General features: G+C 72.3%; 20 protein-coding genes. 6 read left to right on the top strand and 14 right to left on the bottom strand.

Translation table 11 applies throughout. The features are described 5' to 3' along the window. Positions 1 to 79: 79 nt before the first annotated feature. The 7 genes from serC to ACFXBC_RS12565 all read right to left on the bottom strand — a co-directional run bounded on the left by serC (position 80) and on the right by ACFXBC_RS12565 (position 6946). Positions 80 to 1198: a phosphoserine transaminase gene (gene serC, locus ACFXBC_RS12595; protein WP_385022484.1), complete on the bottom strand. Its 1119-nt coding sequence runs from the start codon at positions 1196 to 1198 to the stop codon at positions 80 to 82. Between the two features lie 160 nt (positions 1199 to 1358). Next, positions 1359 to 2618 carry a cytochrome P450 gene (locus ACFXBC_RS12590; protein ID WP_385022481.1) on the bottom strand — a complete coding sequence of 420 codons (1260 nt, stop codon included), beginning with the start codon at positions 2616 to 2618 and terminating at the stop codon, positions 1359 to 1361. 46 nt (positions 2619 to 2664) lie between these two features. Further along, positions 2665 to 3879 carry a cytochrome P450 gene (locus tag ACFXBC_RS12585; RefSeq protein WP_385022478.1) on the bottom strand — a complete coding sequence of 405 codons (1215 nt, stop codon included), beginning with the start codon at positions 3877 to 3879 and terminating at the stop codon, positions 2665 to 2667. Then, entirely contained in the window at positions 3876 to 4535 is a 660-nt protein-coding gene (locus ACFXBC_RS12580) for an ATP/GTP-binding protein (RefSeq protein WP_385022475.1), read from the bottom strand. The genes ACFXBC_RS12585 and ACFXBC_RS12580 overlap by 4 nt, the downstream gene beginning before the upstream one ends. Then, positions 4516 to 4890, bottom strand: coding sequence for a DUF742 domain-containing protein (locus ACFXBC_RS12575; protein ID WP_385022472.1), 375 nt, complete (start codon positions 4888 to 4890; stop codon positions 4516 to 4518). The genes ACFXBC_RS12580 and ACFXBC_RS12575 overlap by 20 nt, the downstream gene beginning before the upstream one ends. Then, entirely contained in the window at positions 4887 to 5288 is a 402-nt protein-coding gene (locus ACFXBC_RS12570) for a roadblock/LC7 domain-containing protein (RefSeq protein WP_385022469.1), read from the bottom strand. Before ACFXBC_RS12570 ends, ACFXBC_RS12575 begins: the two co-directional genes overlap by 4 nt. Further along, positions 5285 to 6946 (bottom strand): sensor histidine kinase, encoded by a 1662-nt coding sequence (locus ACFXBC_RS12565; protein WP_385022466.1) that lies wholly within the window; start codon positions 6944 to 6946, stop codon positions 5285 to 5287. The genes ACFXBC_RS12570 and ACFXBC_RS12565 overlap by 4 nt, the downstream gene beginning before the upstream one ends. 204 nt (positions 6947 to 7150) lie before the next feature. Here ACFXBC_RS12565 and ACFXBC_RS12560 point away from each other — a divergent pair, with 204 nt between their 5' ends. Further along, positions 7151 to 10108: an FAD-binding and (Fe-S)-binding domain-containing protein gene (locus ACFXBC_RS12560; protein ID WP_385022463.1), complete on the top strand. Its 2958-nt coding sequence runs from the start codon at positions 7151 to 7153 to the stop codon at positions 10106 to 10108. 60 nt (positions 10109 to 10168) lie between these two features. On the opposite strand, the gene ACFXBC_RS12555 is transcribed toward ACFXBC_RS12560, so the two are convergent. Both ACFXBC_RS12555 and ACFXBC_RS12550 read right to left on the bottom strand, forming a co-directional pair. Continuing rightward, entirely contained in the window at positions 10169 to 11086 is a 918-nt protein-coding gene (locus tag ACFXBC_RS12555; protein WP_385022460.1) for a hypothetical protein, read from the bottom strand. 53 nt (positions 11087 to 11139) lie between these two features. After that, on the bottom strand, positions 11140 to 11694 hold the full coding sequence (locus ACFXBC_RS12550; RefSeq protein ID WP_385022458.1) for a DUF6932 family protein: 555 nt from the start codon (positions 11692 to 11694) through the stop codon (positions 11140 to 11142). Positions 11695 to 11858: 164 nt separating this feature from the next. Between ACFXBC_RS12550 and ACFXBC_RS12545 the strand changes: the two genes are divergently transcribed. From ACFXBC_RS12545 to ACFXBC_RS12530, 4 genes are all read left to right on the top strand, one after another. Beyond that, the gene (locus ACFXBC_RS12545) at positions 11859 to 12812 is read left to right on the top strand and encodes a DMT family transporter (RefSeq protein ID WP_385022455.1); all 954 of its coding nucleotides are present in this window, start codon (positions 11859 to 11861) and stop codon (positions 12810 to 12812) included. A gap of 281 nt (positions 12813 to 13093) precedes the next feature. Then, entirely contained in the window at positions 13094 to 13372 is a 279-nt protein-coding gene (locus tag ACFXBC_RS12540) for a DUF6400 family protein (protein WP_385022563.1), read from the top strand. Further along, complete coding sequence (locus ACFXBC_RS12535; protein ID WP_385022452.1) at positions 13356 to 13601, top strand: hypothetical protein; 246 nt, start codon at positions 13356 to 13358, stop codon at positions 13599 to 13601. Before ACFXBC_RS12540 ends, ACFXBC_RS12535 begins: the two co-directional genes overlap by 17 nt. Before the next feature lie 150 nt (positions 13602 to 13751). Continuing rightward, a complete protein-coding gene (locus ACFXBC_RS12530; protein ID WP_385022449.1) occupies positions 13752 to 14951 on the top strand; it encodes a Glu/Leu/Phe/Val dehydrogenase dimerization domain-containing protein in 1200 nt (399 codons plus the stop codon). A gap of 7 nt (positions 14952 to 14958) precedes the next feature. Here the strand turns inward: ACFXBC_RS12530 and ACFXBC_RS12525 are convergent, their stop codons facing one another. From ACFXBC_RS12525 to hutI, 3 genes are all read right to left on the bottom strand, one after another. Next, positions 14959 to 15756, bottom strand: a complete 798-nt coding sequence (locus tag ACFXBC_RS12525; protein ID WP_385022560.1) for a MurR/RpiR family transcriptional regulator — start codon at positions 15754 to 15756, stop codon at positions 14959 to 14961. Positions 15757 to 15831: 75 nt separating this feature from the next. Further along, on the bottom strand, positions 15832 to 16551 hold the full coding sequence (locus ACFXBC_RS12520) for a HutD family protein (RefSeq protein WP_385022446.1): 720 nt from the start codon (positions 16549 to 16551) through the stop codon (positions 15832 to 15834). A gap of 161 nt (positions 16552 to 16712) precedes the next feature. Beyond that, positions 16713 to 17900 (bottom strand): imidazolonepropionase, encoded by a 1188-nt coding sequence (hutI, locus tag ACFXBC_RS12515; protein WP_385022443.1) that lies wholly within the window; start codon positions 17898 to 17900, stop codon positions 16713 to 16715. Positions 17901 to 18064: 164 nt separating this feature from the next. Between hutI and ACFXBC_RS12510 the strand changes: the two genes are divergently transcribed. Then, positions 18065 to 18868, top strand: a complete 804-nt coding sequence (locus ACFXBC_RS12510) for an IclR family transcriptional regulator (RefSeq protein ID WP_385022440.1) — start codon at positions 18065 to 18067, stop codon at positions 18866 to 18868. A 197-nt stretch (positions 18869 to 19065) separates the two neighbouring features. Here the strand turns inward: ACFXBC_RS12510 and hutH are convergent, their stop codons facing one another. Continuing rightward, the gene (gene hutH / locus ACFXBC_RS12505) at positions 19066 to 20601 is read right to left on the bottom strand and encodes a histidine ammonia-lyase (RefSeq protein WP_385022436.1); all 1536 of its coding nucleotides are present in this window, start codon (positions 20599 to 20601) and stop codon (positions 19066 to 19068) included. A gap of 131 nt (positions 20602 to 20732) precedes the next feature. Then, entirely contained in the window at positions 20733 to 22226 is a 1494-nt protein-coding gene (locus ACFXBC_RS12500) for an amino acid permease (protein ID WP_385022433.1), read from the bottom strand. Positions 22227 to 22269 lie beyond the last annotated feature (43 nt).

Raw genomic sequence — 22269 nt, 5'->3', positions numbered from 1 at the left:
CCGCCGGTGCGGCGGAGGGCCCTGACAACCGGGTGGCGGCTGCCGGGGCCCTCTCGTACGGGCCGTGCGGGGCGGAGATCTAGAGCTGCTCGATCACGTAGTCGATGCAGGCCGTCAGCGCCTCGATGTCCTTCGGGTCGACCGCCGGGAACATCGCCACCCGCAGCTGGTTGCGGCCCAGCTTGCGGTACGGCTCGGTGTCCACGATGCCGTTGGCGCGGAGCGCCTTCGCGACGGCCGTCGCGTCGATCTCGTCCGCGAAGTCGATGGTCCCGATGACCTGCGAGCGCTTCGCCGGGTCGGTGACGAACGGGGTCGCGTACTTGGACTGCTCGGCCCAGCCGTACAGGGCGCGAGCGGACGCCGCCGTGCGGCCGACCGTCCAGTCCAGGCCACCCTGGGTGTTCATCCAGGTCAGCTGCTCGTTGAGCAGGAACAGCGTGGCGAGGGCCGGGGTGTTGTACGTCTGGTTCTTCAGCGAGTTGTCGATCGCCGTCGGCAGGCTGAAGAACTCCGGGATGTGCCGGCCCGAGGCGTGGATACGCGCCGCGCGCTCCAGCGCCGCCGGGGAGAACACGCCGATCCACAGGCCGCCGTCGGAGGCGAAGGACTTCTGCGGGGCGAAGTAGTAGACGTCGGTCTCGGTGATGTCGACCGGCAGGCCGCCCGCGCCCGACGTGGCGTCCACCAGCACGAGGGAGCCCTCATCGGCGCCGGTGACGCGCTTGACCGGCGCGGCGACACCGGTCGACGTCTCGTTGTGCGTCAGCGCGTACACGTCCACGCCCGCTTCGGCCTTCGGCTCCGGGTGGGTGCCCGGGTCGGAGGCGATGACGGTCGGCTCGGCCAGCCACGGGGCGAGCTTCGACGCCTTGGCGAACTTGGACGAGAACTCGCCGAAGTTGAGGTGCTGCGACTTGGACTCGATGAGTCCGTGGGTCGCGATGTCCCAGAAGGCGGTGGAGCCTCCGTTGCCCAGGATCACCTCATAGCCGTCGGGGAGCTGGAAGAGGTCGCGTACGCCTGTGCGTACCGCACCGACCAGGTTCTTCACCGGGGCCTGGCGGTGGGAGGTGCCCATCAGGGAAGTGCCGGTGGCGGCGAGGGCGTCCAGCGCCTCGGTACGCACCTTGGAGGGGCCCGCGCCGAAACGGCCGTCGGCGGGCTTGATGTCAGCGGGAATCCGGATCTCAGCCACGAGCCGGAGCGTAGCCGGTTCCGGGCGTTCACGGACAGCGGGTCCGGCCGGTGAGACGGACGGCACGGTGTGTGACGGAGGTCTCCGGGCCGGGAGGGAGATCTCCTGGCCGGCCGGCCCGGCCCCCGGGATCGGCTGCCCCGGGGGCGGAACGCGTCGTTCAGGCGCCGAGTTTCACCGGCAGGTCGAAGAGGTCGTTCTGGGTGACCACCGGCTTGTTGCGCAGTTCCGTGGCCGGGACCGCCAGGTGGAGTTCGGGGAAGCGGTTGAAGAGCGCGGGCAGTGCGACGCCCGCTTCGAGACGCGAGAGCGCGGCCCCGGGGCAGACGTGCGGGCCGTGGCCGAAGGAGATGTGGCGGTTCGGGGTGCGGGTGATGTCGAAGTCCCCGGCCGTCGGACCGTGCGCCTGTTCGTCGCGGCCGATCGCGCCGAACGAGACGATCAGGCCCTCGCCCTTCGGCAGCACCGCACCGCCCACCTCGATGTCCTCCGACGCGAAGCGGATCAGGACGTGCGAGGTCGGCGTCGACCAGCGCAGCGTCTCCTCGATGACGTTCTCCCAGGGGACCTCGCCCGCGAGCACCATCCGGCGCTGCTCGGGGTGGGCCTGGAGGGCGACGACCGCGTTCACGATGAGGCTGATCGTCGTCTCGTGGCCTGCGGCGATCATCAGCTGGAGGGTGTTGGTGATCTCCTCCGTCGTGAGGTGGTCGCCGTCCTCGGACGCGGCGATCAGCGCACTCGTCAGGTCGTCGCCCGGACGGGCCCGCTTCGACTCGACGATCTTCGAGAAGAGCGCGCCGAGGTCCGCCATCATCTGCGGGACCTCGTCCGGAGGTGTCTGCGTCGAGAAGAACTTCTCGAAGAGGGTCTTCAGCCGGGGGTGGTCGACCGGGTCGACCCCCATCAGCTCGCTGACCACGTTCATCGGCAGCGGGTACGCGAACTCCGCCTTCAGGTCGACCGTTTCGCCGGCCGGCACCTCCGCCAGCCGGTCCAGCATCCCGGCGGTGAGCTTCTCGATCCCGGCGCGCAGCCGCTCCACCCGGCGCACGGTCAGCGCCTGCGCGACGAGCGTACGGAGCCTGCGGTGCTCGGCGCCGTCGGCCGTCAGCATCGAGCGGCCCGGGTTGGCCAGCCCGATCAGCGGCCAGTCCAGCGGGATCTCACCGCGCTGCCAGGCGCCCCAGACGTTGATGTCCTTCACCAGCCGGGCATCGGTGAGCAGCTGCCTGGCCTCCGCGTGCCGGGTCACCGCGTAGCAGGGCACCCCGCCCGGCAGGACGACCCGGGCCAGCGGGCCCGCCGCACGCAGGGCGGCGCCCTCCCCGTCCAGGTCCCGGACGAACGGGTCCAGGGCGACGCTGTCGGCGTGGCCGGTGCTCCGGGAGTGGCTTCCGTGGTCGACCGGGCAACTCATCTGTGCCTCCTGGGGTGGGTACGGCCGCGCTGCGCGGGTCTTCGGCTCACAGCGCGGGAACCGGCGTGAAGATGACGGGCAGGGTGGACAGGCCGCGCAGCCAGGGCGAGGGGCGCTGGGTGAGGCTCTCGCCGGGGGCCGCGAGGTCGACGTCGGGGAGGCGGTCGAGGATGACCTCGATCCCCGTACGCGCGACGACCTCCGCGATCTCCTGGGCCGGGAACGGGCAGCGGTGCTCGCCGTGGCCGAAGGAGAAGAAGGCGTTGTTGCCGCCGGTCAGGGCCGAACCGTCGGTGCGTACCTGGGGGTCGGCGTTGGCGGCGGCGAGACCGAGGAGCAGCATGTCGCCGCTCTGGATGTGCCGGCCGCCGAGGTGGGTGTCGCGCGAGGCCCAGCGGCCCGCGACGTTCTGGGTGGGGGTGTCCTCCCAGAGGACCTCGTTCATCGCCTCGGCGACGCTGTGCCGGCCGCCCGAGAGCGAGGCGGCGAACCGGTCGTCGGTCAGCATCAGCCGCAGTGAGTTGCCGATCCAGTCGGCGGTGGGCTGGTGGCCTGCCGCCATCATGACCATCAGGTCCTGGGCGATCTCCTCGACGGTGAAGCCCGCCTCGTTGGCCAGCATGTGCGAGGCGACGTCCTCGGCCGGCGACTCCTGCCGGGCGATGAGCAGGTTCATCATCGACCGCCCGAGGTGCTGCTGCCCCGCCAGGGCCAGTTCACGGCCGTCGATCATGTCGTTCATCGCCTTGACCAGGGCCGGGCCCTCGTCGTCGGGGAATCCGTACAGCCGGGCGAGCACCCGGACCGGCAGCAGCATCGCGTACTGGCCGATGATGTCCGTATCGCCCCTGCCGCAGAAGGCGTTGATCAGCTCGTCCGCGAACTGCTCGGCCACGCGCCGCAGTTCGAAGGGGTCGACGGACTCCAGCGCGTCGCCGATCATCGCGGCGCGCTCGCGGTGCCGTTCGCCCACGGTGTAGAGGATCGACGGCTGCTTACGGCCGATCATCGGCAGCATCGGCCAGTCGGCGGGGATGCTGTCCCACTGGTTCCACAGCTCGGAGTCCCGGCTGAAGAGCACCGGGTCGGCGGTGACCTGGTGCAGCTCGCGGTAGTCGAGGACCAGCCAGGCCGGTACGTCGCCGTCGAGCAGCACCGGGGCCACCGGTCCGTGCGCGCGTCGCATCTCCCGGTAGAGCTGGGCCGGGTCCGTCTGGAATCGCGGGCCGCTCAGCGGGGTGGGCGGGGTGTCGGTGGTCATGTGGTGCTTGGCTCCCGTGCGGACGTCGCTGCGGAGGTCGCTGCGGATGTCGAGGACGCTGACGTTGCTGAGGACGCTGAGGACAGGGCGTGCAGGTGCTGGAGGAGGGTGATCAGTACGTACTTGCTCGACGTACGGTCCCGGGCGTCGCAGTCGATCAGCGGGATCTCGGGGGAGAGGTCCAGCGCCTCACGGAGCTGCTCCAGGGAGTGGACCGGGCCGCCGAAGTCGTTGCAGGCCACGATGAACGGTGTGCCGTGGTGTTCGAGGCGGTCGATGGCGTACCAGGAGTCGGCGAGTCTGCGGGTGTCGACCAGGACGACGGCGCCGAGCGTGCCGGAGAACAGCCGGTCCCAGAGGAACCAGAAGCGCTCCTGGCCGGGCGCGCCGAAGAGGTAGAGGATCGTCCGCTCGTCGATGCTGATGCGGCCGAAGTCGAACGCGACGGTGGTGGCGGTCTTGGCCTGCACCCCGTCGGTGTTGTCGACGGCCGCCCCCGCCTGCGTCATGGTCTCCTCGGTGTTCAGCGGGCGGATCTCGCTGACGGACCTGACCATGGTGGTCTTCCCGGCGCCGAACCCGCCGACGATGACGATCTTGAGACCGTTGTCGGCGGTGCCGGCCAGGGCGTTCTGGTTAGAGGCTGCGGAGTCCAACGAGCACCTGCTCCAGGATGTGAGGGTCGGGAAGGCTGTCGGCGCCGCGTGCGGTGCGCGGGTGGCGGGCGCTGATCCGGCCCGTGTCGAGCAGGTCGCAGAGCAGGATCCGGGTGATGGACACGGGCAGCTTCAGCCCGGCCGCGATCTCGACGACGGCTGTGGGGCGGCCGCACATCCGCAGGATCGTGGCGTGCTCCGACTGCATGCCGGGCGTCGGGTCGCACTCGCCGACGACCAGGGTCACCAGGTCGAAGGCGGTGGCGTCGGACCGGCTGCGCCCGCCGGTGACGGTGTAGAGGCGGTCCGGGTCGTCGTCACGGCCCGGCCTGGGCCTGGGCACCGGGGCGGTCACGCGCGCGGCTCCGCGCTGAGGTGTTCACCCAGCTGCTCGACCAGTTCGCTCATGTTGTGCCCGATGAGGCCCACGTCGGCGGACTCGTCGGCGACGACGGAGAGATGGGCGCCGTCGCCCGCCTCGACGATGAAGAGCACCCCGCCGTAGAACTCGGCCATCGCGGTCCGTACGCCGCCGGTGCCGTCGCCGAACTCCATCGACGCGCCGTGCGAGAGCGACTGGATACCGGCGGAGATGGCGGCCAGCTGGTCGGCCTGGTCGACGGAGAGCGCCGACGTACGGCAGAGCTTGAGGCCGTCCCGGGAGAGGACCAGGGCGTGCCGGGCGCCCGGGGTGCGCTCGAGGAGGCTCTCCAGGAGCCAGTTGAGCTTCTCGTCGGTGGTGGTCGTGCTCATGAGCTGCTGCCTTCCGGGTTCTGGGAGTCGCCGTTCGGGGAATCGCCACGTACGGCCTGGCGGAACGCGCTGAACCTGGCGGCGGATGTCGTGGACGAGGTCGAGTCGACGGGCTTGGCGGAGCCCGGGATATGGGTGCCTCCCGGATGCGCAGCCGCCAGGGTCTGGCCGCGCCGCCGCTTGGGGAGGCCGCTCTCGCCGAACTCACTTGCCGAGTGGGCGGGTTCGGGCTCGGAGCCGGGGGCCGGGGCGGTCGCGGGGGTGGGCTGCGCCGTGGGGGCGGCGGCCTCCGGGGGCGTCGCTGGTGACGTCGCGGTGGACGCGGGGCCGGTCGGGGCCGAGGGGCCGTACGAGGTCCCGTGCCCGGGTTCCGGCGCGGGCGCTGGTACGGGCGCCGGCGCGGGTGAGCGTGTGGGCAGCGGGGCCGGGGCTTCCGGCGCGGCCGGGGGAGCATCGGCGGTCGGCGGGTCCGCAGCCCTGGTGTGCTGGGGCGGTACGGCCCGGGGCGGTGCGGCCAGCGGTGCGGGCACGGCAGGCCGGGGGGTGCGGGTGATCAGCTCGTGCGGGAGGAGCACCAGGACACCGGTGCCGCCGCGCGCCGACGGGCGGAACGACACGGTCAGCCCGTGCTTGCGGGCCAGCCGCCCGACGACCGCGAGGCCGAGCCTGGTCCCGGAGAGTCCGGCGAGGTCGGTCTGCTGGGTGGTCTCCGCCGTGACGGCCCGTTCGGCGCGACGCAGCTGGACGTCGCTCATGACCAGACCGCTGTCCTCGATGGTGAGGATCACCCCGGCCGGTACCTCTTCGACGTACACATGCACTTCGGCGGTGGGCGGCGAGAAGTTGGCCGCGTTGTCCAGGAGTTCGGCGAGTGCGTGCATGATGCCCTCGGCCGCGTGGCCCGCGATGGCGATCTCACTGGTCGAGTGGAGCCGTACCCGCTGGTATCCCGCGATCCGTCCCATCGCGCCGCGCAGGATCGACTCCATGACGATGGGCTTCGCCCAGCGGCGCCCGGAGCGGGCCCCTGCCAGGACGGCGATGGAGTCGGCCAGCCGGCCCGCCTGCGCGGTGCGGTGGTCGAGGTGCAGCAGATCGCCGAGAACGTCCTCGTCGGTGTGCCGGTGCTCCATCTCACGCAGGTCGGCGAGCATGCCGGTGGCCAGGGCCTGCATCCGTCCGGCGGCGTTGGCCGCCGCTGACAGGGCGGCCGAGCGTACGGACTCGGCGCGGCTGATCCGGGCGTTCAGCTCGGCGGTCCTGGTGTTGCACTCGGCGGTGAGTCCGGCGGCGATGGCCTCACGCTGCGCGGTCAGCTCGGCTGTCTTCGCCTCGTGGGCGGCGGTGAGCTGCGCGGTCCGGCTCTCGTACTCGGCGGTGAGACGGGCGGCCCGCGCGCCGAACTGCGAGTTCTCCACGCTCAGTTGGTCGATCTGGGCGCGGAGGGTCCGCGATGTTCTGCTGGCGTACGCGACCGCGTGGACGGCGGTGGCGACGGCGGCGCTGAACAGCAGGGCTGCCCCGGCCGAGCACCAGGCGAGCGGGGTGCGTATGGAGTCGGGGGCTGCGGCCACCGCCCAGACGCACAGCAGGCCCGAAGCGATCACGGAGATCAGCAGAGCCAGCGCGGTCGGGCGGAGCGGGGGGCGCTCTGTCATCTGGCGGAGTCCTCATGGACGGATGGGTCAGAAGGGGTGAGAGTGGGGTAAAGCGGTCAGGAGTGGAGTAAGTAAGCCAAAGGAATGCAGTGAGTCATGCGTAACGCCTGTCAACTATATGAGGGTTGGTGATCGGTTTGGGAAGTTGCAGGTGTGGAAATTGTTGACTCAGGTACACATTGTGCACAGGGGCATGCGTAGACCATGGGCGAGCACCGTGACGGGCAGGTAAACGGAGAGCGGAACGGCCGGGACGGCGGTCGGAGCGCCCGTCCGGGTGGCGGCCCGGGTGGCCGTCCGGGCGATGGTCCGGCTGCCCATTCCAGCAGTCGCCCCGGCAGCCGTCCGGGCAAGCGCCCCGGCACCGGCCCGCCCGCCGGCGAACTGGAGCGGGCGCTGCGCCGCTGTGTGCGCGGAGACGTCGAATTCGGTTCCACCGCCCGCGCCCTGATGACGATGGACGCCTCCAACTACCGCCGCGTCCCCCTCGGCGTCGTCGCCCCACGGGACGCCGACGACGTGGCGGCCGCGCTCGACGTGTGCCGCGCCCACGGCGTACCCGTGGTGCCGCGCGGCGGCGGTACGTCCATCGCGGGCCAGGCCACCGGCACCGGGGTCGTCCTCGACTTCACCCGGCACATGCGCGCGATCGTCTCGCTGGACCCGGAGGCCGGGACCGCCGTCGTCCAGCCCGGGGTGATCCTCGACGAACTGCGCGCGGCGGCCGGTGCGTACGGCCTGACCTTCGGCCCCGACCCCTCCACCCACAACCGCTGCACACTCGGCGGGATGATCGGCAACAACGCCTGCGGTTCGCACTCGGTCGCCTGGGGCACCACGGCCGACAACGTCGTCGGGCTGACCACCGCCGCCTACCGGGGCGGCACCCACCGCATCGGCCGGGGCTGGGACGGCGCACCGCCCGGACTGCGCGAACTCGTCGAAGCGAACCTGGCGTTGCTGCGCACCGGCTACCCGGCCGGTCTGCCGCGCAGGATCTCCGGGTACGCGATCGACGCCCTGCTCCCCGAGAACGGCACCGGCCTGGCCCGCGCCTTCTGCGGCAGCGAGGGCACGCTCGGGGTGCTGACCGAGGCGACCGTACGGCTGGTCGACGCGCCCCGCGCACGGGCGCTCGCCGTCCTCGGCTACGCCCACGAGAGCGACGCCGCCGACGCGGCGGCCGGGCTGCTCCCGTACCACCCGCTGACCGTCGAGGGCATGGCCGCCGACCTGGTGCGCGAGCCCGCCGGGCTGCCGCGCGGCGGCGCCTGGCTCTTCGTCGAGACAGGCGGCGACGACCCGGCCGCGGCCCGCACCCGGGCCCATGAGATCGTGCGCGCGGCCGACGCGCTGGACGCGCTGGTCATCGACGACCCGGCGGCCCAGCGCACCCTGTGGCGGATCCGTGAGGACGCCAGCGGCACCGCGACCCGCACCACGGACGGCGCGGAGGCGTGGCCCGGCTGGGAGGACTGCGCGGTGCCGCCCGCCCGGCTCGGCGCGTATCTGCGCGATTTCCGCGCGCTCCTCGCCGCGCACGGGCTGCGCGGCACGCCGTACGGCCACTTCGGCGACGGCTGCATCCATGTACGGATCGACTTCGACCTCCTCACCCCCGGCGGCGTCGCCCGCTTCCGTACCTTCTCCGGCGAACTGGCCGGGCTGGTCGTCGCGCACGGCGGCTCCCTCTCCGGCGAACACGGCGACGGACAGGCACGCGCCGAACTGCTGCCGAAGATGTACGGGGACGAACTGGTCGCGCTCTTCGGCCGCTTCAAGGACATCTGGGACCCGGCGGGCGGCATGAACCCCGGCATGCTGGCCCGCCCCCACCGGCTCGACGAGAACCTCCGCTTCGCCGTCCTGCCGTCCGGACCGGTGGACGTGGAGTTCGGCTACCCCGCCGACCGGGGCGACTTCTCCGCCGCCGTACGCCGCTGTGTCGGCGTCGCCAAGTGCCGTACGGAGAAGGCGCCGGGGGCCGACGTCATGTGCCCGTCGTTCCGCGCCACCGGCGACGAGCAGCACTCCACGCGCGGGCGCGCCCGGCTGCTGCACGAGATGCTGGCGGGCGAGGTCGTGACGGACGGCTGGCGCTCGACCGAGGTGCGCGACGCCCTCGACCTCTGCCTCTCCTGCAAGGGCTGCCGCAGCGACTGCCCGGTCGGCGTCGACATGGCCACGTACAAGGCGGAGTTCCTGCACCACCACTACGCGGGCCGCATCCGGCCCGCCGCGCACTACACGATGGGCCGGCTGCCCCAGTGGCTGCGGATGGCCGCGCCGTACGCCCGCACGGTGAACGCCCTGGCCCGGGTGGCCCCGCTGGCCTCGCTCGCCGGACGGCTCGGTGGGATCGCCCCCGAGCGGACCATCCCGGTGCTCGCGCCGCAGACGTTCCGCCGGTGGTTCGGCACCCGGGTACAGCCGCCCGCGCGGGTCGTGCTGTGGCCCGACACCTTCACCGACCATCTCGCGCCGCAGGTGGGCCGGGCCGCAGTGCGGGTCCTGGAGTCGGCGGGGCTCGGCATCGCCCTTCCGCCGGACGGGGTGTGCTGCGGGCTGACCTATGTGACCACCGGCCAGCTGGACCGGGCCCGCACGGTGCTGCGCCGCACGCTCGACCGGGTGGAGCCGCTGCTCGAAGCGGAGCTGCCCGTCGTCGTACTGGAACCGAGCTGCGCCGCCGCCCTCAGGACCGACCTGCCGGAACTGCTGGCGGACGACCCGCGCGCCCACCGCCTGGCGGCTGCGGTACGGACCTTCGCCCAGGCCCTGGAGGAACAGGCCCCGCAGTGGCGGCCCCCGGTGCTCGCCCGCGAGGTGGCCGGCCAGACCCACTGCCACCAGCACGCGGTCCTGGGCGACGCGGCCGAACGCCGACTGCGCACCAAGGCGGGCCTGACGGGCGAACTGAGCGGTGGCTGCTGCGGCCTCGCGGGCAACTTCGGCTTCGAACGCGGCAACGGCCACTACGAGGTGTCGGTCGCCTGCGCCGAGGAACAGCTGCTGCCCTCGGTACGGGCAGCGTCCCCCGGAACGGAGATCCTCGCGGACGGTTTCTCCTGCCGCACCCAGCTGGAACAGCTCTCCGGGCGGGGCGGCCGGCCCGCCCGGCATCTGGCGGAGGTGCTGGCGGAGGGGCTGGACGAGGCGTGAATGGTGGGGCGGGACGGGCCAGGCACGAAGGTTTCGCCCCCCGCCCACCGACGGGTGGGGCTACGTGTTCCGCAGGGCCACGACTGCGTAGTTTCTGCGCTCACGGCCTCCGGCCGAGCGGACGGCCGTCACCTCCACATCGGCTTCCACACGATTGCCGAAGTAGGTGCCGAGCCGTGGTGTGATCTCTTCGTCCGTGCGCGCCCGGATGATCTCCCCACCGTCGGTGCGGATCTCGACCGTGCCCCGGAGCGCGCTGGCGCTGCCCAGCCACCCGGTGACGGACAGAATCTCCGGAGCCTGAAACTCGCTCTGCTCACAGAGGTAGCGCACCCGCCGGGCACCCTCGGGCGTCCACTGGCTGTGCCGGGACCGGCCCCCTTCCGCGTACCAGGTCAGACGCAGCCCCAGCTCCGCGTCGGTGAGCCCGGCGGTCAGCGCGCCGATGTGCTTCATCGCGCGCTGACCCAGCGGTACCAGCCGTTCGTCCAGGCGTTCGTCGGACCGGCCGGTGTTCTCGGACAGGTCCACCACGTCCAGAACGGTGCCGACAGCATCGTCAAGGACGGTGGGCAGGTCTCCGAGAAGCCCGGGGAAGAGGCTGTCCTGTGTGATCTCCCGTTCCGGTCCGTAGAGGACCACTCCGAACGACGACGGGAACAGCGCAGCCGCGCTCAGCGCGGTCATGTCACGAATGGGCCGGGGAATCGATGCGGCGTTCGTCGGCCGCCCGGTCAGCGCCTGAGCGACAGCCGAGACCGACTCCTGGAGGTTGGCGAGGAAAGGGCCCAGCACGGACGCTCGCACCTCGTGGGCGGAGGTGGAAGGACCGGTCAGCGCCACGTCCATACGGCGTCGTGTCGCCGGCGTGCCGGGCAGGTCCTCGCGGCGCAACAACCGTTCGCGCTGTACAGCGGCGAACTCCTCCGGAGTCCCGGGAACAGGCCGGTCGCCCTCGCGCTGCCTGTTCTCACGCATCCACCGCAGTACGGCTGCCCGGTCCTGCGGGTCCGGGAATGGAGCCTGAGCCGTCACAGCAGCACCTCCACATATCCTCGGCGCAGCCGGTCGGCTTCACTATCGGACGGGGACGAATTCCGGGCGTATTGCCAGTCCTCATCGTAAAGCCCGATGTCGCGGAACGAATCGTTGGTGAGTGGCGTGAAAAGGCTCGGCATCAGCTGCCAGAAAGACACGTCCTCCGGAAGCCGGACGAGATAGGCGTCCATGCGCATGTTGTGCTTCACGCACCACGCTCTGTCGGTGAGCTCGTCGAGCGAGGCGAGGGACTCACGGTCCAGGCGGTCGAATGTCTGGGCGCGCAGCAGATAGGTGACGTCGATGTCGCCCGGATCGAGTTTGCCGCTGACGAAGCTCCCGCCCAGCCACAGCCTGGATACCCCGCCCGTCACCGCGTCGACAATGAGACGGTGCTGTTCCCATTCGGCCCACAGCTGTTTCCGCGTCGCCGATTCGGCGAAGTCCGGTGAGGCGACGAATCGCGCGTGCAACTGGTCGATACCGGCCGCGTAGCGGCCCGGGGGCAGCAGCCCGGTTACCTGATCCAGCCCTGGCAGACCCTGCACTCCGCGCCCTCTCCTGCTCCCTGTCCGGACCCGCCGCAGAGTACTGCCCGGTACAGGGGCACGGTAGGAAAGTGTGCCCGGTTCCCTCGATGTGGTGAGCGGGGGCGGGGTTGCCGACGGGCGGTAAGGCCGGGGCCTTGTGGCGGGCCCTTACTGTGGACGGCATGGATCCGATCGCCCCCGCCGACGCCAAGGCCCTCGACGCCGCGCTGACCGAACCCTCCGCCGTGGCCGACGCCGTCCCGGTCGCCGACGCCGGATCCGGGCCCGCCGGGCTGCGCGGTCGGCTCGGGCCGCTCGGGCTTGTGCTGGCCGGGGGGATCTCGGTGCAGTTCGGGGCGGCCGTGGCGGTCTGGCTGATGCCGAGGGCCGGGGCGCTCGGTGTGGTCTCGCTGCGGCTCGCCGTCGCCGCGGTCGTGCTGCTCGTCGTGTGCCGGCCCCGGGTGCGCGGGCTTTCACGGACGGACTGGGGCACCGTCCTGGTCTTCGGGGTCGCCATGGCCGGAATGAACGGCTTCTTCTACCAGGCGGCCGACCGTATCCCGCTGGGCGCGGCCGTGACCCTGGAGGTGCTGGGCCCGCTCGCCCTCTCGGTGATCGCCTCACGCAGGCTGGTGAACCTGTTGTGGGCCGGTCTCGCCCTCTGCGGGGTGGTGCTGCTGAGCGGTGGTGGCTTCGGCGGTCTGAACCTGGTGGGTGTGGCGTTCGCGCTCGCGGCGGGCGGGATGTGGGCCGCGTACATCATCTTCAGCGCCCGCACCGGCGCCCGGTTCCCGCGCGCGGACGGTCTTGCGCTGGCGATGACGGTGGGGGCCCTGCTGATGCTGCCGCTGGGCATCGCGGACGCGGGCTCGAAGCTGCTCGTCCCGAGCACACTCGGGCTGGGCGCCGCGGTGGCCCTGCTCTCGTCCGTACTCCCGTACACCCTGGAACTGCTCGCCCTCCGCCGGCTCCCCGCGTCGACCTTCGCGGTCCTGATGAGCCTGGAACCGGCCATCGCGGCGACGGCCGGTTTCCTCGTCCTGCACCAGGCGCTCTCCGCCGTGGACGCGCTGGCCATCGCGCTGGTGATCGTGGCGAGCATGGGGGCGGTACGGACACAGGTCACGGGGAAGTGAGGCGGCGGCTCAGCCTGTGGCCGGTGGGCCATGAAGTACGTCACAGGTGCCACGGGTGCCATGGGTGCCTGTCCCGGTCGGGCCGGTCCGTGCGGCGCTCCTCGACGGGGGCAACCGCCTTCCTCCGGCTGCGGATCCGGACGTGGGCCCGAGTGCGGTCCGCCGGTCGCCCCGGCCGGGCGCCGTCCGGGGTGTCCGGGGCGACTTAGGTCACCCTTCCCTCGGGCCCTCGGTGCCTGGTACAGATGGTGGTGAACTGCCAGCTCATCGGAAGTCTCGCCATGAACCCGGACAACACCGAGAACCAGGACAACACCGACGGCGCCGCCGACCTCACCCCCTTCGCTGTCGACCTGACCCTCGACGAGGTCAGGCGGCGGACCGAGGTCATGGCCGCGCTCGGTTCCGACTGGGACCCGGTGGCCGCGCTCCGGGGTGAGGACGAGGCGTACGCCCTGCTGTACTCGGGCCTGGACGCGGAGCAGCAGCGTACCTACGACATGCTGGTGGCGGCCGGTGTTCTGCCGGGGGAGGGGCCGGGCCGTGCGGCTGCCCATTGATCCGCAGGCGGACTCCGGGCGGCGTGCCTGGGTGGCCTGTCCGGTCTGCGACGACGCCCGCCACTGCGCGACCTGCGCCTCGCGCCGCAACTGCTTCGAGCACTGGCGCTATCTGATCTCCAACAGGGGGCCGGTCGTCCACCTCCAGTGCCCTCGGTGTACGCACATGTGGTCGCTGAACACCCGGCCCGGCGTGACCGGCCGCGGCGACGGCATTCCGTTCTCCTGACGGGTCCGGTCCTCTCCTGACGGGTCCGGTCCTCTCCTGACGGGTCCGGGCCCTCTCCTGACGGGTCCGGCCTGTCCGGGACCGGTCCGGCATGCTGACTGGCGGTTCAGTAGATTGACTCCGCCGTCGTACGTCGTCCCAGGAGGCACCGTGTCCGAGCCGCCCGCCCCGCTGATCTCGCTGACCTGGACCGACCATGTCACCGGCCGCCGGGGCCACCTGGTGGTCGACCGGCTGGTGCGCGGTGTGTCCAGCGGCGGTCTGCGGATGCGGGAGGGCTGCACGCTCGACGAGGTCGCCGGGCTGGCACGGGGCATGACCATGAAGGAGGCCCTGCACTTCAACGGCGACGACCCCACGGCCCGTTACCTCCCGCTCGGCGGCGCCAAGGGCGGTATCGACTGCGACCCGCGCAGCCCCGACGCTTACGGCATCCTGGTGCGGTATCTGCGGGCCATGCGGCCGTACATCGAGAGGTTCTGGACCACCGGTGAGGATCTGGGGCTGAGCCAGGACGACGTGGACAGAGCCGCCGCCGATGCGGGACTCGTCTCCTCCGTCCAGGCCGTCTACCCCCTCCTCGACGACGAGCCTGCGGCCCGGCAGCGGCTGGCGGACGCCTTCGCGGTCGAGGTGGACGGGATCGGGCTCGGTGAACTGGCGGGCGGCTGCGGGGTCGCCGAATCGGTGCTGGCGGTCCTGGACCGCGCGGGCGACCCGTACGAGGGGACGCGGGTCTCGGTGCAGGGGCTCGGCACGATGGGCGGGGCGACCGCCCGTTTTCTCGCCGCTGCCGGTCTGCGGATCGTGGCTGTGGCCGATGTCAGGGGCACGGTCGCCAACCCCGCCGGGCTCGATGTGGAGGCGCTGCTGTCCGCGCGCGACGCCTACGGGACGGTGGACCGTACCGCGCTCGGTCCCGGCGATGTGGAGCTGCCGGGGCGGGATGCCTGGCTGGCTGTCGATGCCGATGTGCTTGTGCCGGCGGCTGTCTCGTACGCCATCGATGCGGCCAACCAGACACGGATCGGGGCGCGTTGGATCGTCGAGGCGGCCAATATGCCCGTACGGCCCGATGCGGAGGCCCTGCTCGCGGAGCGCGGTGTCGCTGTCCTGCCCGATGTGGTCGTCAACTCGGCCACGAACGCGTGGTGGTGGTGGACGCTCTTCGGTGACATCGGAGCCGACGCGGATGAGGCGTTCGCCCACATCCGGCGGTCGATGCGGGCGCTGGTCGACCAGGTGCTCGCCCGGTCCGCTGCCGACGGAACGACGCCGCGGGCTGCCGCCCACGCCATCGTCGCGGACCGGCTGCCGGTGATCGCCGAGCGTTTCGGGTGGTATGGGTGATGGCCTGTCAGGAAGACTGCCAGGAAGGCTGGTTGGTGGTGGGTTCCGTACTCGGTGCGGGTGACGCGCCCCCGGTGAGTGCCTGGTGGACGGCCCGGAGCAGAACGCGGCCGAGCAGCACCGTGGCGCAGCCGGTCTCGAACCGCCGGGCCGTGCCCGCGGCGGGCAGCAGCAGGTCGGTGTGGGGGGCGACGGGCCCGAAGGCGCTGTCGGTGACGGTGACGACGGTCAGACCGGCCCCCTGCGCGTAGGCGAGGGCGTCGACCACCTCGCGCGGGTGCCGGGGCAGGGCGAAACACAGCAGTGCCGATGCGCCGGTGCGCACGGCGTCGTCGATGCGGTCGGTCAGCTCTGTTCCGCCTCGGTCGAGCAGCCGTACGTCGGGGTGCACCGTACGGGCGAGACGGTCGAAGTCGGCGGCCTGGGCGGCGGCGGCCCGCAGGCCCAGGACCAGCAGCGGGCGGGAGGCGGCGAGCAGACGGCCCGCGCGGACGACGGACGCCGGGTCGGCGAGGGCGTTGGTCAGCTCGCGGAGGTTGTCGATCTCGGCCCTGACCAGCGTCTGGTAGGCGTTCGCGGTGGTGGCAGCCGGTCCCGGCCCGCCGGTGACGGCCTCCCACAGATGGCGCCGCAGGGCCGGGTGGCCGTCGAAGCCCAGCGCCACCGCGAACCGGGTGACGGACGGCTGGCTGACACCCGCAAGACCGGCCAGCGCGACGCTGGAGAGGAACGGTACGTCGGCCGGGCGGCGCAGCATACTGTCCGCGATGCGCTGCTGGGCGGGGGTCGGCCGGTGGCCCTCCATCAACTGCCGCAGACGGGCGGCGACGGGGCCGGCGATGTCGGCGCGCCCGGGTGCCTGCACGGCTGTTCCCACCGGTCACAGGCCGGACGAGCCGGGGACGGGGGTCAGGGTGACGATCGCCGCAGCTCCTTCGACCCGCACCTGACGGATTCCCCGGCCGGTGGCCGGAGCCGGCTCACGGCCGATGCCCGGGTCGGTGTCCTGGCCGATGTCCCAGCCGCCGCCCGCCCCGGCATCCGCCCCGGCGCCCCCGCCGGAGAGCAGGGCCGCGTCGAAACGGCCGAGGGTCACGCCCGGCTCGTCGAAGGTCACCGTGCCCAGCAGGGCGATCACGAGGATCAGCTCCCCTTGACGGGGGGAGAGGGCGAAGTCTTCAGGGGCGAAGTCCGCACAGGCGAAGTGGACTTGGGCCGTGGCCTCGGTGCGCCGTGTCATGACGTTGAAGTCGACGAGGGGGCCGCCGATGAGGCGGCAGGTGGTGGTCGCGTCCCCCGGAAAGGCGAAGGGCCGGAAGGGGGCGGCGACCGGGTGCGGGAATCCGTCGACCGTGAGCTCCATCCCGGCCCCTTCCACGAGGGCGATGACCCGGTCCACACCGGCGAAGGAGGAGAACGGTCCCCCCTGCCCGACCTCGGCCAGGCTCACCCGCCAGGAGAAGTCGTCAAGACCGGCCCCGGCAGGTCCTGCGGCGACCTCGCGGGTGATGCCGCCGCCGTTCTTCCAGGGCGCCTGCGCCCGGTTGTGCGCCCGGAGCACGCGCAGCTCTCTGCCGGTGGCGGCTGCCTGGTCGACCATCTGAGTGGTTCCCTTCGGGTGCGGTCGTGCGGTCGTGCGGTCGTGCGGTCGTGCGGTCGTGCGGTCGTGCGGTCGTGCGGTCGTGCGGTCGTGCGGTCCTGCGGTCCTCGGTCAGGCGGTCACGTGGTCATGCGGTCGTGCGGCGCGCGGCGGGCCGCCGTTCACGCGGTGCCCGGGTGGCGCCGGCCCGCCTGCCACACGGCGGAGATCAGGGGTACGCCGGGCCGGTAGGCGAGATGGACAGGGGAGGGGGCGTCGAGGAGGGCGAGGTCCGCGCGGGCGCCGGGGGTGAGGCGGCCGATGTCGTCGCGGCGCAGGGCGCGGGCTCCTCCGGCGGTGGCGGCCCAGAGGGCTTCGTCGGGGGTCATGCCCATCTCCCGTACGGCGATGGCGATACAGAAGGGCATGGAGCTGGTGAAGGAGGAGCCCGGGTTGCAGTCGGTGGACAGGGCGAGGGTGGCGCCGGCGTCGAGGAGCCGCCGGGCGTCGGGGTAGGCGGCGCGGGTGGAGAACTCGCAGCCGGGCAGCAGGGTGGCGACGGTGCCGCCCTGGGCGAGGGCGTCGACGTCGGCGTCGGTCAGGTGGGTGCAGTGGTCCGCTGATGCGGCGCCGAGTTCGACGGCGAGCTGGACCCCGGGGCCGTGGCCGAGCTGGTTGGCGTGCACGCGGGGGATGAGGCCCCTGGCCGTACCGGCGGTGAGGATCGCACGGGCCTGGTCGCCGTCGAAGGCGCCCTGCTCGCAGAAGACGTCGATCCAGCGGGCGTACGGGGCGCACGCCTCCAGCATCGGGCCGGTGACCAGACCGACGTACCCCGCGGGGTCGTCGGCGTACTCGGGCGGGACGATGTGCGCGCCCAGGAACGTCACTTCGTCCGTGTGCTCCCTCGCCACCCGCAGCGCACGGGCCTCGTGCTCGGGGGTGAGACCGTAACCGGACTTCGTCTCGACCGTGGTCGTTCCCTGCCGGAGCGCCTCGGCGAGGTGGCGGGCCAGGGTAGCGCTCAGCTCCTGGTCGCTCGCCGCGCGGGTGGCGGCGACGGTGGTGCGGATGCCGCCCGCGGTGTAGGAGCGGCCCGACATACGGGCGTTGAACTCCTCGGTGCGGTCACCCGCGAAGACCAGGTGGTTGTGCGAGTCGACGAAGCCCGGGATGACGGCGCGCCCCTGGGCGTCGACGCGGTGGTCCGCCGCCGGGGCCGTGGCGGCGGGCCCGGCCCAGGCGATGTCCGCGCCCTCGATCAGGACGGCGGCGTCGCGGAGCAGGCCCAGGGGGCCGGCACCGAGCGAGGGGTCGTTCGTGACCAGGCTGCCGATGTTCGTGACGAGGGTGGTGGTCGCGTGTGCCATGTCTCCATGAAGCCCCAGCCGGAGACCGTCCCGCCACGGTGGCAGCGTACCTACTGTCTGGCATCCCAGACATGGTGCGGCGGGTGGGGTGGCGGCCGTGGCGGGGGCGGCGTGTACGGCGGCGACGTGCGCGGCCCGGTGCGTGGCGCGCGTACGCTCGCGGCATGTCCACTGTGCCCGCCGCCGCCCAGGTACTTGCTGTCCTGCGCTATCTCGCACGTCAGGCCGGTCCGGTGCCCGCCGCCGCCATCAGCCGCGATGTGGGGCTGCCCCGGTCCACGACGTACCACCTGCTCGACACGCTCGCCCGCGAGGACTTCGTCGTCCATCTGACGGAGGAGCGCCGTTACGGGCTGGGCGTCAGCGCCTTCGAACTCGCTTCGGGCTACAGCAGGCAGGCCCCCTTCGAGCGGCTGGCCAGGCTGCCGCTCGCGCAGCTCGTCGACCGCAGCGGGCACAACGCGCACCTCGCGCTGCTGCACGGGCGCGAGGTGCTGTACGTGATCGAGGAGCGCGCACCGGGCCGGGCGCCGCTGGTCAGCGATGTGGGGGTACGGCTTCCCGCCCACCTCACCGCCAGTGGCCGGGCCGTCCTGGCGCGGCTCTCGCGGGCGCAGGTGCGCGCCCTCTTCCCCGACGCGTCGGCGTTCGTCTCGCGTAACGAGACCGGGCCGAACTCCCTGTCGGCGCTCCATCACCTGCTGGTCGAGGTGCGGCGGCGCGGTTACGCGACGGAGGAGGGGGAGGTCACCGAGGGCTTCTCCTCCGTCGCCGCCGCCGTGCTCGACCACGGCGCCCACCCGATCGCGGGCGTCGCTGTCACCTTTCCGGGGGCCGCCGTCGGGCTGGAGGAGCGGGAGCGGATCGCGGGCCATGTCCTGCGTACCGCAAGGGAGTTGACCCGCCGGGTGGGCGGTGTGCTGGAGGCGCCGGCGGGCATGGAGGAAGGGCCGGCCCGCAGCGTGTGAGCACGCCGGGTGCCGGCCCTCCGTACGGCGTGGGGCGCCCGCCTCTGCCCGGGCTGCCCGTGCCGCCGCTACTGCCTGCCGGGCTGCCCGAGCCGCCCGGCCGTCGTCGCTCCGTACGGGCGCCCGCCTCAGCTGAGCCGTCCGCGTGAGCCGGGCCGCCGCGTGAGCCGCGCCGCCGCGTCAGCTGAGCCGCTGCGTCAGCTGAGCCGGCCGACCGCCGACTCCGCTGCGGCCACGGCGGCGCCCTCCGCGACATAGCGCACGGCCGCCTCGATCTCGGGGGCGAGCCAGCGGTCCGGGCCGGGGCCCTCGACCGTTTCGCGCAGTCCGCCGAGCACCGCGCCGGTGCCGGCCGCCGGGGTCAGCGGTGCCCGCAGGTCGAGCGCGCGGGCCGCGGTGTAGATCTCGACGGCGAGGACACGGGTGAGCCCGTCGACCGCGCGGCGCAGCTTGCGGGCGGCGGACCAGCCCATCGAGACGTGGTCCTCCTGCATGGCGCTGGAGGGGATGGAGTCGACCGATGCGGGCGCGGCCAGCCGCTTGAGCTCGGAGACGATCGCGGCCTGTGTGTACTGCGCGATCATGTGGCCGGAGTCGACGCCCGGGTCGTCGGCGAGGAACGGGTTCAGACCGTTGTTACGGGCCACATCGAGGAAGCGGTCGGTGCGCCGCTCGGAGACCGAGGCCACATCGGCGGCGGAGATGGCGAGGAAGTCCAGGACGGCGGCGACGGGTGCGCCGTGGAAGTTGCCGTTGGACTCCACCCGGCCGTCGTGGGTCACCACCGGGTTGTCGATGGCGCTGGCGAGCTCGCGGGATGCGACGGTCTCGGCGTGGGTGAGAGTGTCGCGGGCCGCGCCGTGCACCTGCGGGGAACAGCGCAGCGAGTACGCGTCCTGCACCCGGGTGCACTCCGGGCCGCGGTGGCTGGCGACGATGCCGGAACCGGCCATCAGCGCGCGCAGATTCGCCGCGCTGTCGGCCTGGCCCGGGTGCGGGCGCAGCGCCTGGAGGTCGGCGGCGAAGACGGCGTCGGTGCCCAGCTGGCCCTCGACGCTCATCGCGGCGGCGATGTCGGCGGTGCGCAGCAGCTTCCGCAGGTCGTGTGCGGCCAGCACGAGCATGCCGAGCATGCCGTCGGTGCCGTTGATGAGGGCGAGGCCCTCCTTCTCGTGCAGGGTGACCGGGGTGAGGCCCGCATCGGCCAGTGCTTCGCCGGCCGGTTTGCGTACGCCCTCCGCGTCCCGTACCTCGCCCTCACCCATGACGGCGAGCGCGCAGTGCGCCAGCGGCGCGAGGTCACCGGAGCAGCCCAGCGAGCCGTACTCGTGGACGATCGGGGTGAGACCGGCGTTGAGCAGCGCCGCGTACGCCTCGGCGGTCTCCGTGCGTACGCCGGTACGGCCGGTGGCCAGCGTGGACAGCCTCAGCAGTAGGAGGGCGCGCACCACCTCGCGCTCCACCTCGGGGCCCGAACCGGCGGCGTGCGAACGCACCAGGCTGCGCTGGAGCTGGGCGCGCGATTCGGTGGGGATGTGCCGGGTGGCAAGGGCACCGAAGCCGGTGGAGACGCCGTAGTGGGGGACCACGTCGTCGGCGAGGCCCTCGATCACCTCGCGGCTGCGTGCGATCTCCTTGAGCGCTTCCGGCGAGAGCTCGACGCGGGCGCCGTGGCGTGCGACGGAGACGACATCTTCGGCGGAGAGAGGGCCGATCCCTACAACAATGTTCATGTCTCCATGAAGCCGCATGTCAGGGGGGAGACGCGACAGGTGGCAGGAGAGATGTGTCCGGGATACCAGACACGGCCGGGTGGCACCGTGCGGTCCGGTATCCCGGACGCGGCTGTCCTGGCGCCCGTCGGTTACCGCGGGCCCGCCGTGGCGGTCCCCGTCCCGGGCGCCGCCACCTCGTCCGTACGCGGCCGGGCGGCGGAGTCCGGATCCGGCTGCGCGGTGGAGTCGGGATCCGGCCGGGCGGAGTCGGGATCCGGCCGGGCGGCGAGGCGCGGGCCCACCCAGAGAGTGTGGATGCCCGCGAGCAGCGCCAGCCATACGACGCCGACGACCAGGGCGACGCGGGTGCTCCCGTAGAAGCCGAGCACCACCAGGACGCCGGCCATGAAGACGATGGCGGCGATCTGCCCGTACGGCCACCAGGGGACGGGGAACCGCAGCGCGGACTGCTCATCGCGGGACATGTCCCGGCGGGCCTTCACCTGGGTCAGCAGGATCATCAGCCACACCCAGACCGTGGCGAAGGTGGCGATCGAGGAGATGATCAGGAAGACCTTGCCCGGCATCAGGTAGTTCATCAGGACGCCGAGGAGCAGCGCTCCGATCATGTTGAGGGTGGTCACCCAGGGCACGCCGTTGCGGCTGAGCCTGCGCATCACCGCGGGGCCCTGACCGCGCTCCGCCAGGCCGAACATCATGCGGCCCGCCGCGAAGATGTCGCTGTTGATCGCGGAGAGGGCCGCGGTGAGGACGACGGCGTTCAGTACGGCGGCGGCCGACTTGAGGCCGACGCCGGTGAAGATCTGCACGAAGGGGCTGCCCGTGGTGCCGACGTGCTGCCAGGGGTTGACGGACATGATCACGGCGAGGGTCAGGACGTAGAAGAGGATGATGCGCACCGGGATGGAGTTCACGGCGCTCGGGATGGTCTTCTCCGGGGAGTCCGCCTCACCTGCCGTGACGCCGATGATCTCGGTGCCGCCGAAGGCGAACATGACCACGGCGAAGGAGATGACGAAGCCGTGGACGCCATGGGCGAAGAAGCCGCCGTTGTCCCAGAGGTTCGACACGCCCACGTGCTCGCTCCCGCTGCCGAGGCCGAAGACGATCACGGCGATGCCCCCGATGATCATCGCGGCGATGGCGACGATCTTCACCAGGGAGAGCCAGAACTCCAGCTCACCGAAGACCTTGACGCTGACGAGATTGAGCGCGCCGATGACGAGGACGGCGGCCAGCACCCAGATCCAGCGCGGCACACCGGGGAACCAGAAGCCCATGTAGACGCCGACCGCGGTGATGTCCGCGATACAGACGATGACCATCTCGAAGGCGTAGGTCCACCCCGTGGTGAAGCCGGCCAGCGGGCCGAGATGCTTCGTGGCGTACTCGCCGAAGGAGCCGGCGCACGGGGAGCGTACGGCCATCTCGCCGAGCGACCGCAGGACGAGGAAGACGGCGGCGCCGCCGATCAGATAGGCCAGGAGCACGGCAGGCCCGGCTGCTCTGATGGATTCGGACGACCCGTAGAAGAGTCCGGTGCCGATGGCCGAACCCAGTGCGATGAAGCGGATGTGCCGGGAGTTGAGCCCTCGGCTCAGCGTCGCCTTTTCGGTGGACAACTGTGTCCTCCCTTGGTGGGACCAGCGGTGACGGGGGTGCGGG

The sequence above is a fragment of the Streptomyces sp. NPDC059398 genome, from assembly GCF_042751845.1.
In the GTDB taxonomy this organism is placed as follows: domain Bacteria; phylum Actinomycetota; class Actinomycetes; order Streptomycetales; family Streptomycetaceae; genus Streptomyces.
This window is presented reverse-complemented; position numbering and strand designations above follow the sequence as displayed.

Excerpts from the sequence above, each read along its gene's own strand:
- ACFXBC_RS12590 (WP_385022481.1), bottom strand. The coding sequence starts at position 2,618 with ATGAGTTGCCCGGTCGACCACGGAAGCCACTCCCGGAGCACCGGCCAC.
- ACFXBC_RS12585 (WP_385022478.1), bottom strand. The coding sequence starts at position 3,879 with ATGACCACCGACACCCCGCCCACCCCGCTGAGCGGCCCGCGATTCCAG.
- ACFXBC_RS12570 (WP_385022469.1), bottom strand. The coding sequence starts at position 5,288 with ATGAGCACGACCACCACCGACGAGAAGCTCAACTGGCTCCTGGAGAGC.
- ACFXBC_RS12565 (WP_385022466.1), bottom strand. The coding sequence starts at position 6,946 with ATGACAGAGCGCCCCCCGCTCCGCCCGACCGCGCTGGCTCTGCTGATC.
- ACFXBC_RS12560 (WP_385022463.1), top strand. The coding sequence starts at position 7,151 with ATGGGCGAGCACCGTGACGGGCAGGTAAACGGAGAGCGGAACGGCCGG.
- ACFXBC_RS12555 (WP_385022460.1), bottom strand. The coding sequence starts at position 11,086 with ATGCGTGAGAACAGGCAGCGCGAGGGCGACCGGCCTGTTCCCGGGACT.
- ACFXBC_RS12545 (WP_385022455.1), top strand. The coding sequence starts at position 11,859 with ATGGATCCGATCGCCCCCGCCGACGCCAAGGCCCTCGACGCCGCGCTG.
- ACFXBC_RS12540 (WP_385022563.1), top strand. The coding sequence starts at position 13,094 with ATGAACCCGGACAACACCGAGAACCAGGACAACACCGACGGCGCCGCC.
- ACFXBC_RS12525 (WP_385022560.1), bottom strand. The coding sequence starts at position 15,756 with ATGGAGGGCCACCGGCCGACCCCCGCCCAGCAGCGCATCGCGGACAGT.
- ACFXBC_RS12520 (WP_385022446.1), bottom strand. The coding sequence starts at position 16,551 with ATGGTCGACCAGGCAGCCGCCACCGGCAGAGAGCTGCGCGTGCTCCGG.
- hutI (WP_385022443.1), bottom strand. The coding sequence starts at position 17,900 with ATGGCACACGCGACCACCACCCTCGTCACGAACATCGGCAGCCTGGTC.
- ACFXBC_RS12510 (WP_385022440.1), top strand. The coding sequence starts at position 18,065 with ATGTCCACTGTGCCCGCCGCCGCCCAGGTACTTGCTGTCCTGCGCTAT.
- hutH (WP_385022436.1), bottom strand. The coding sequence starts at position 20,601 with ATGAACATTGTTGTAGGGATCGGCCCTCTCTCCGCCGAAGATGTCGTC.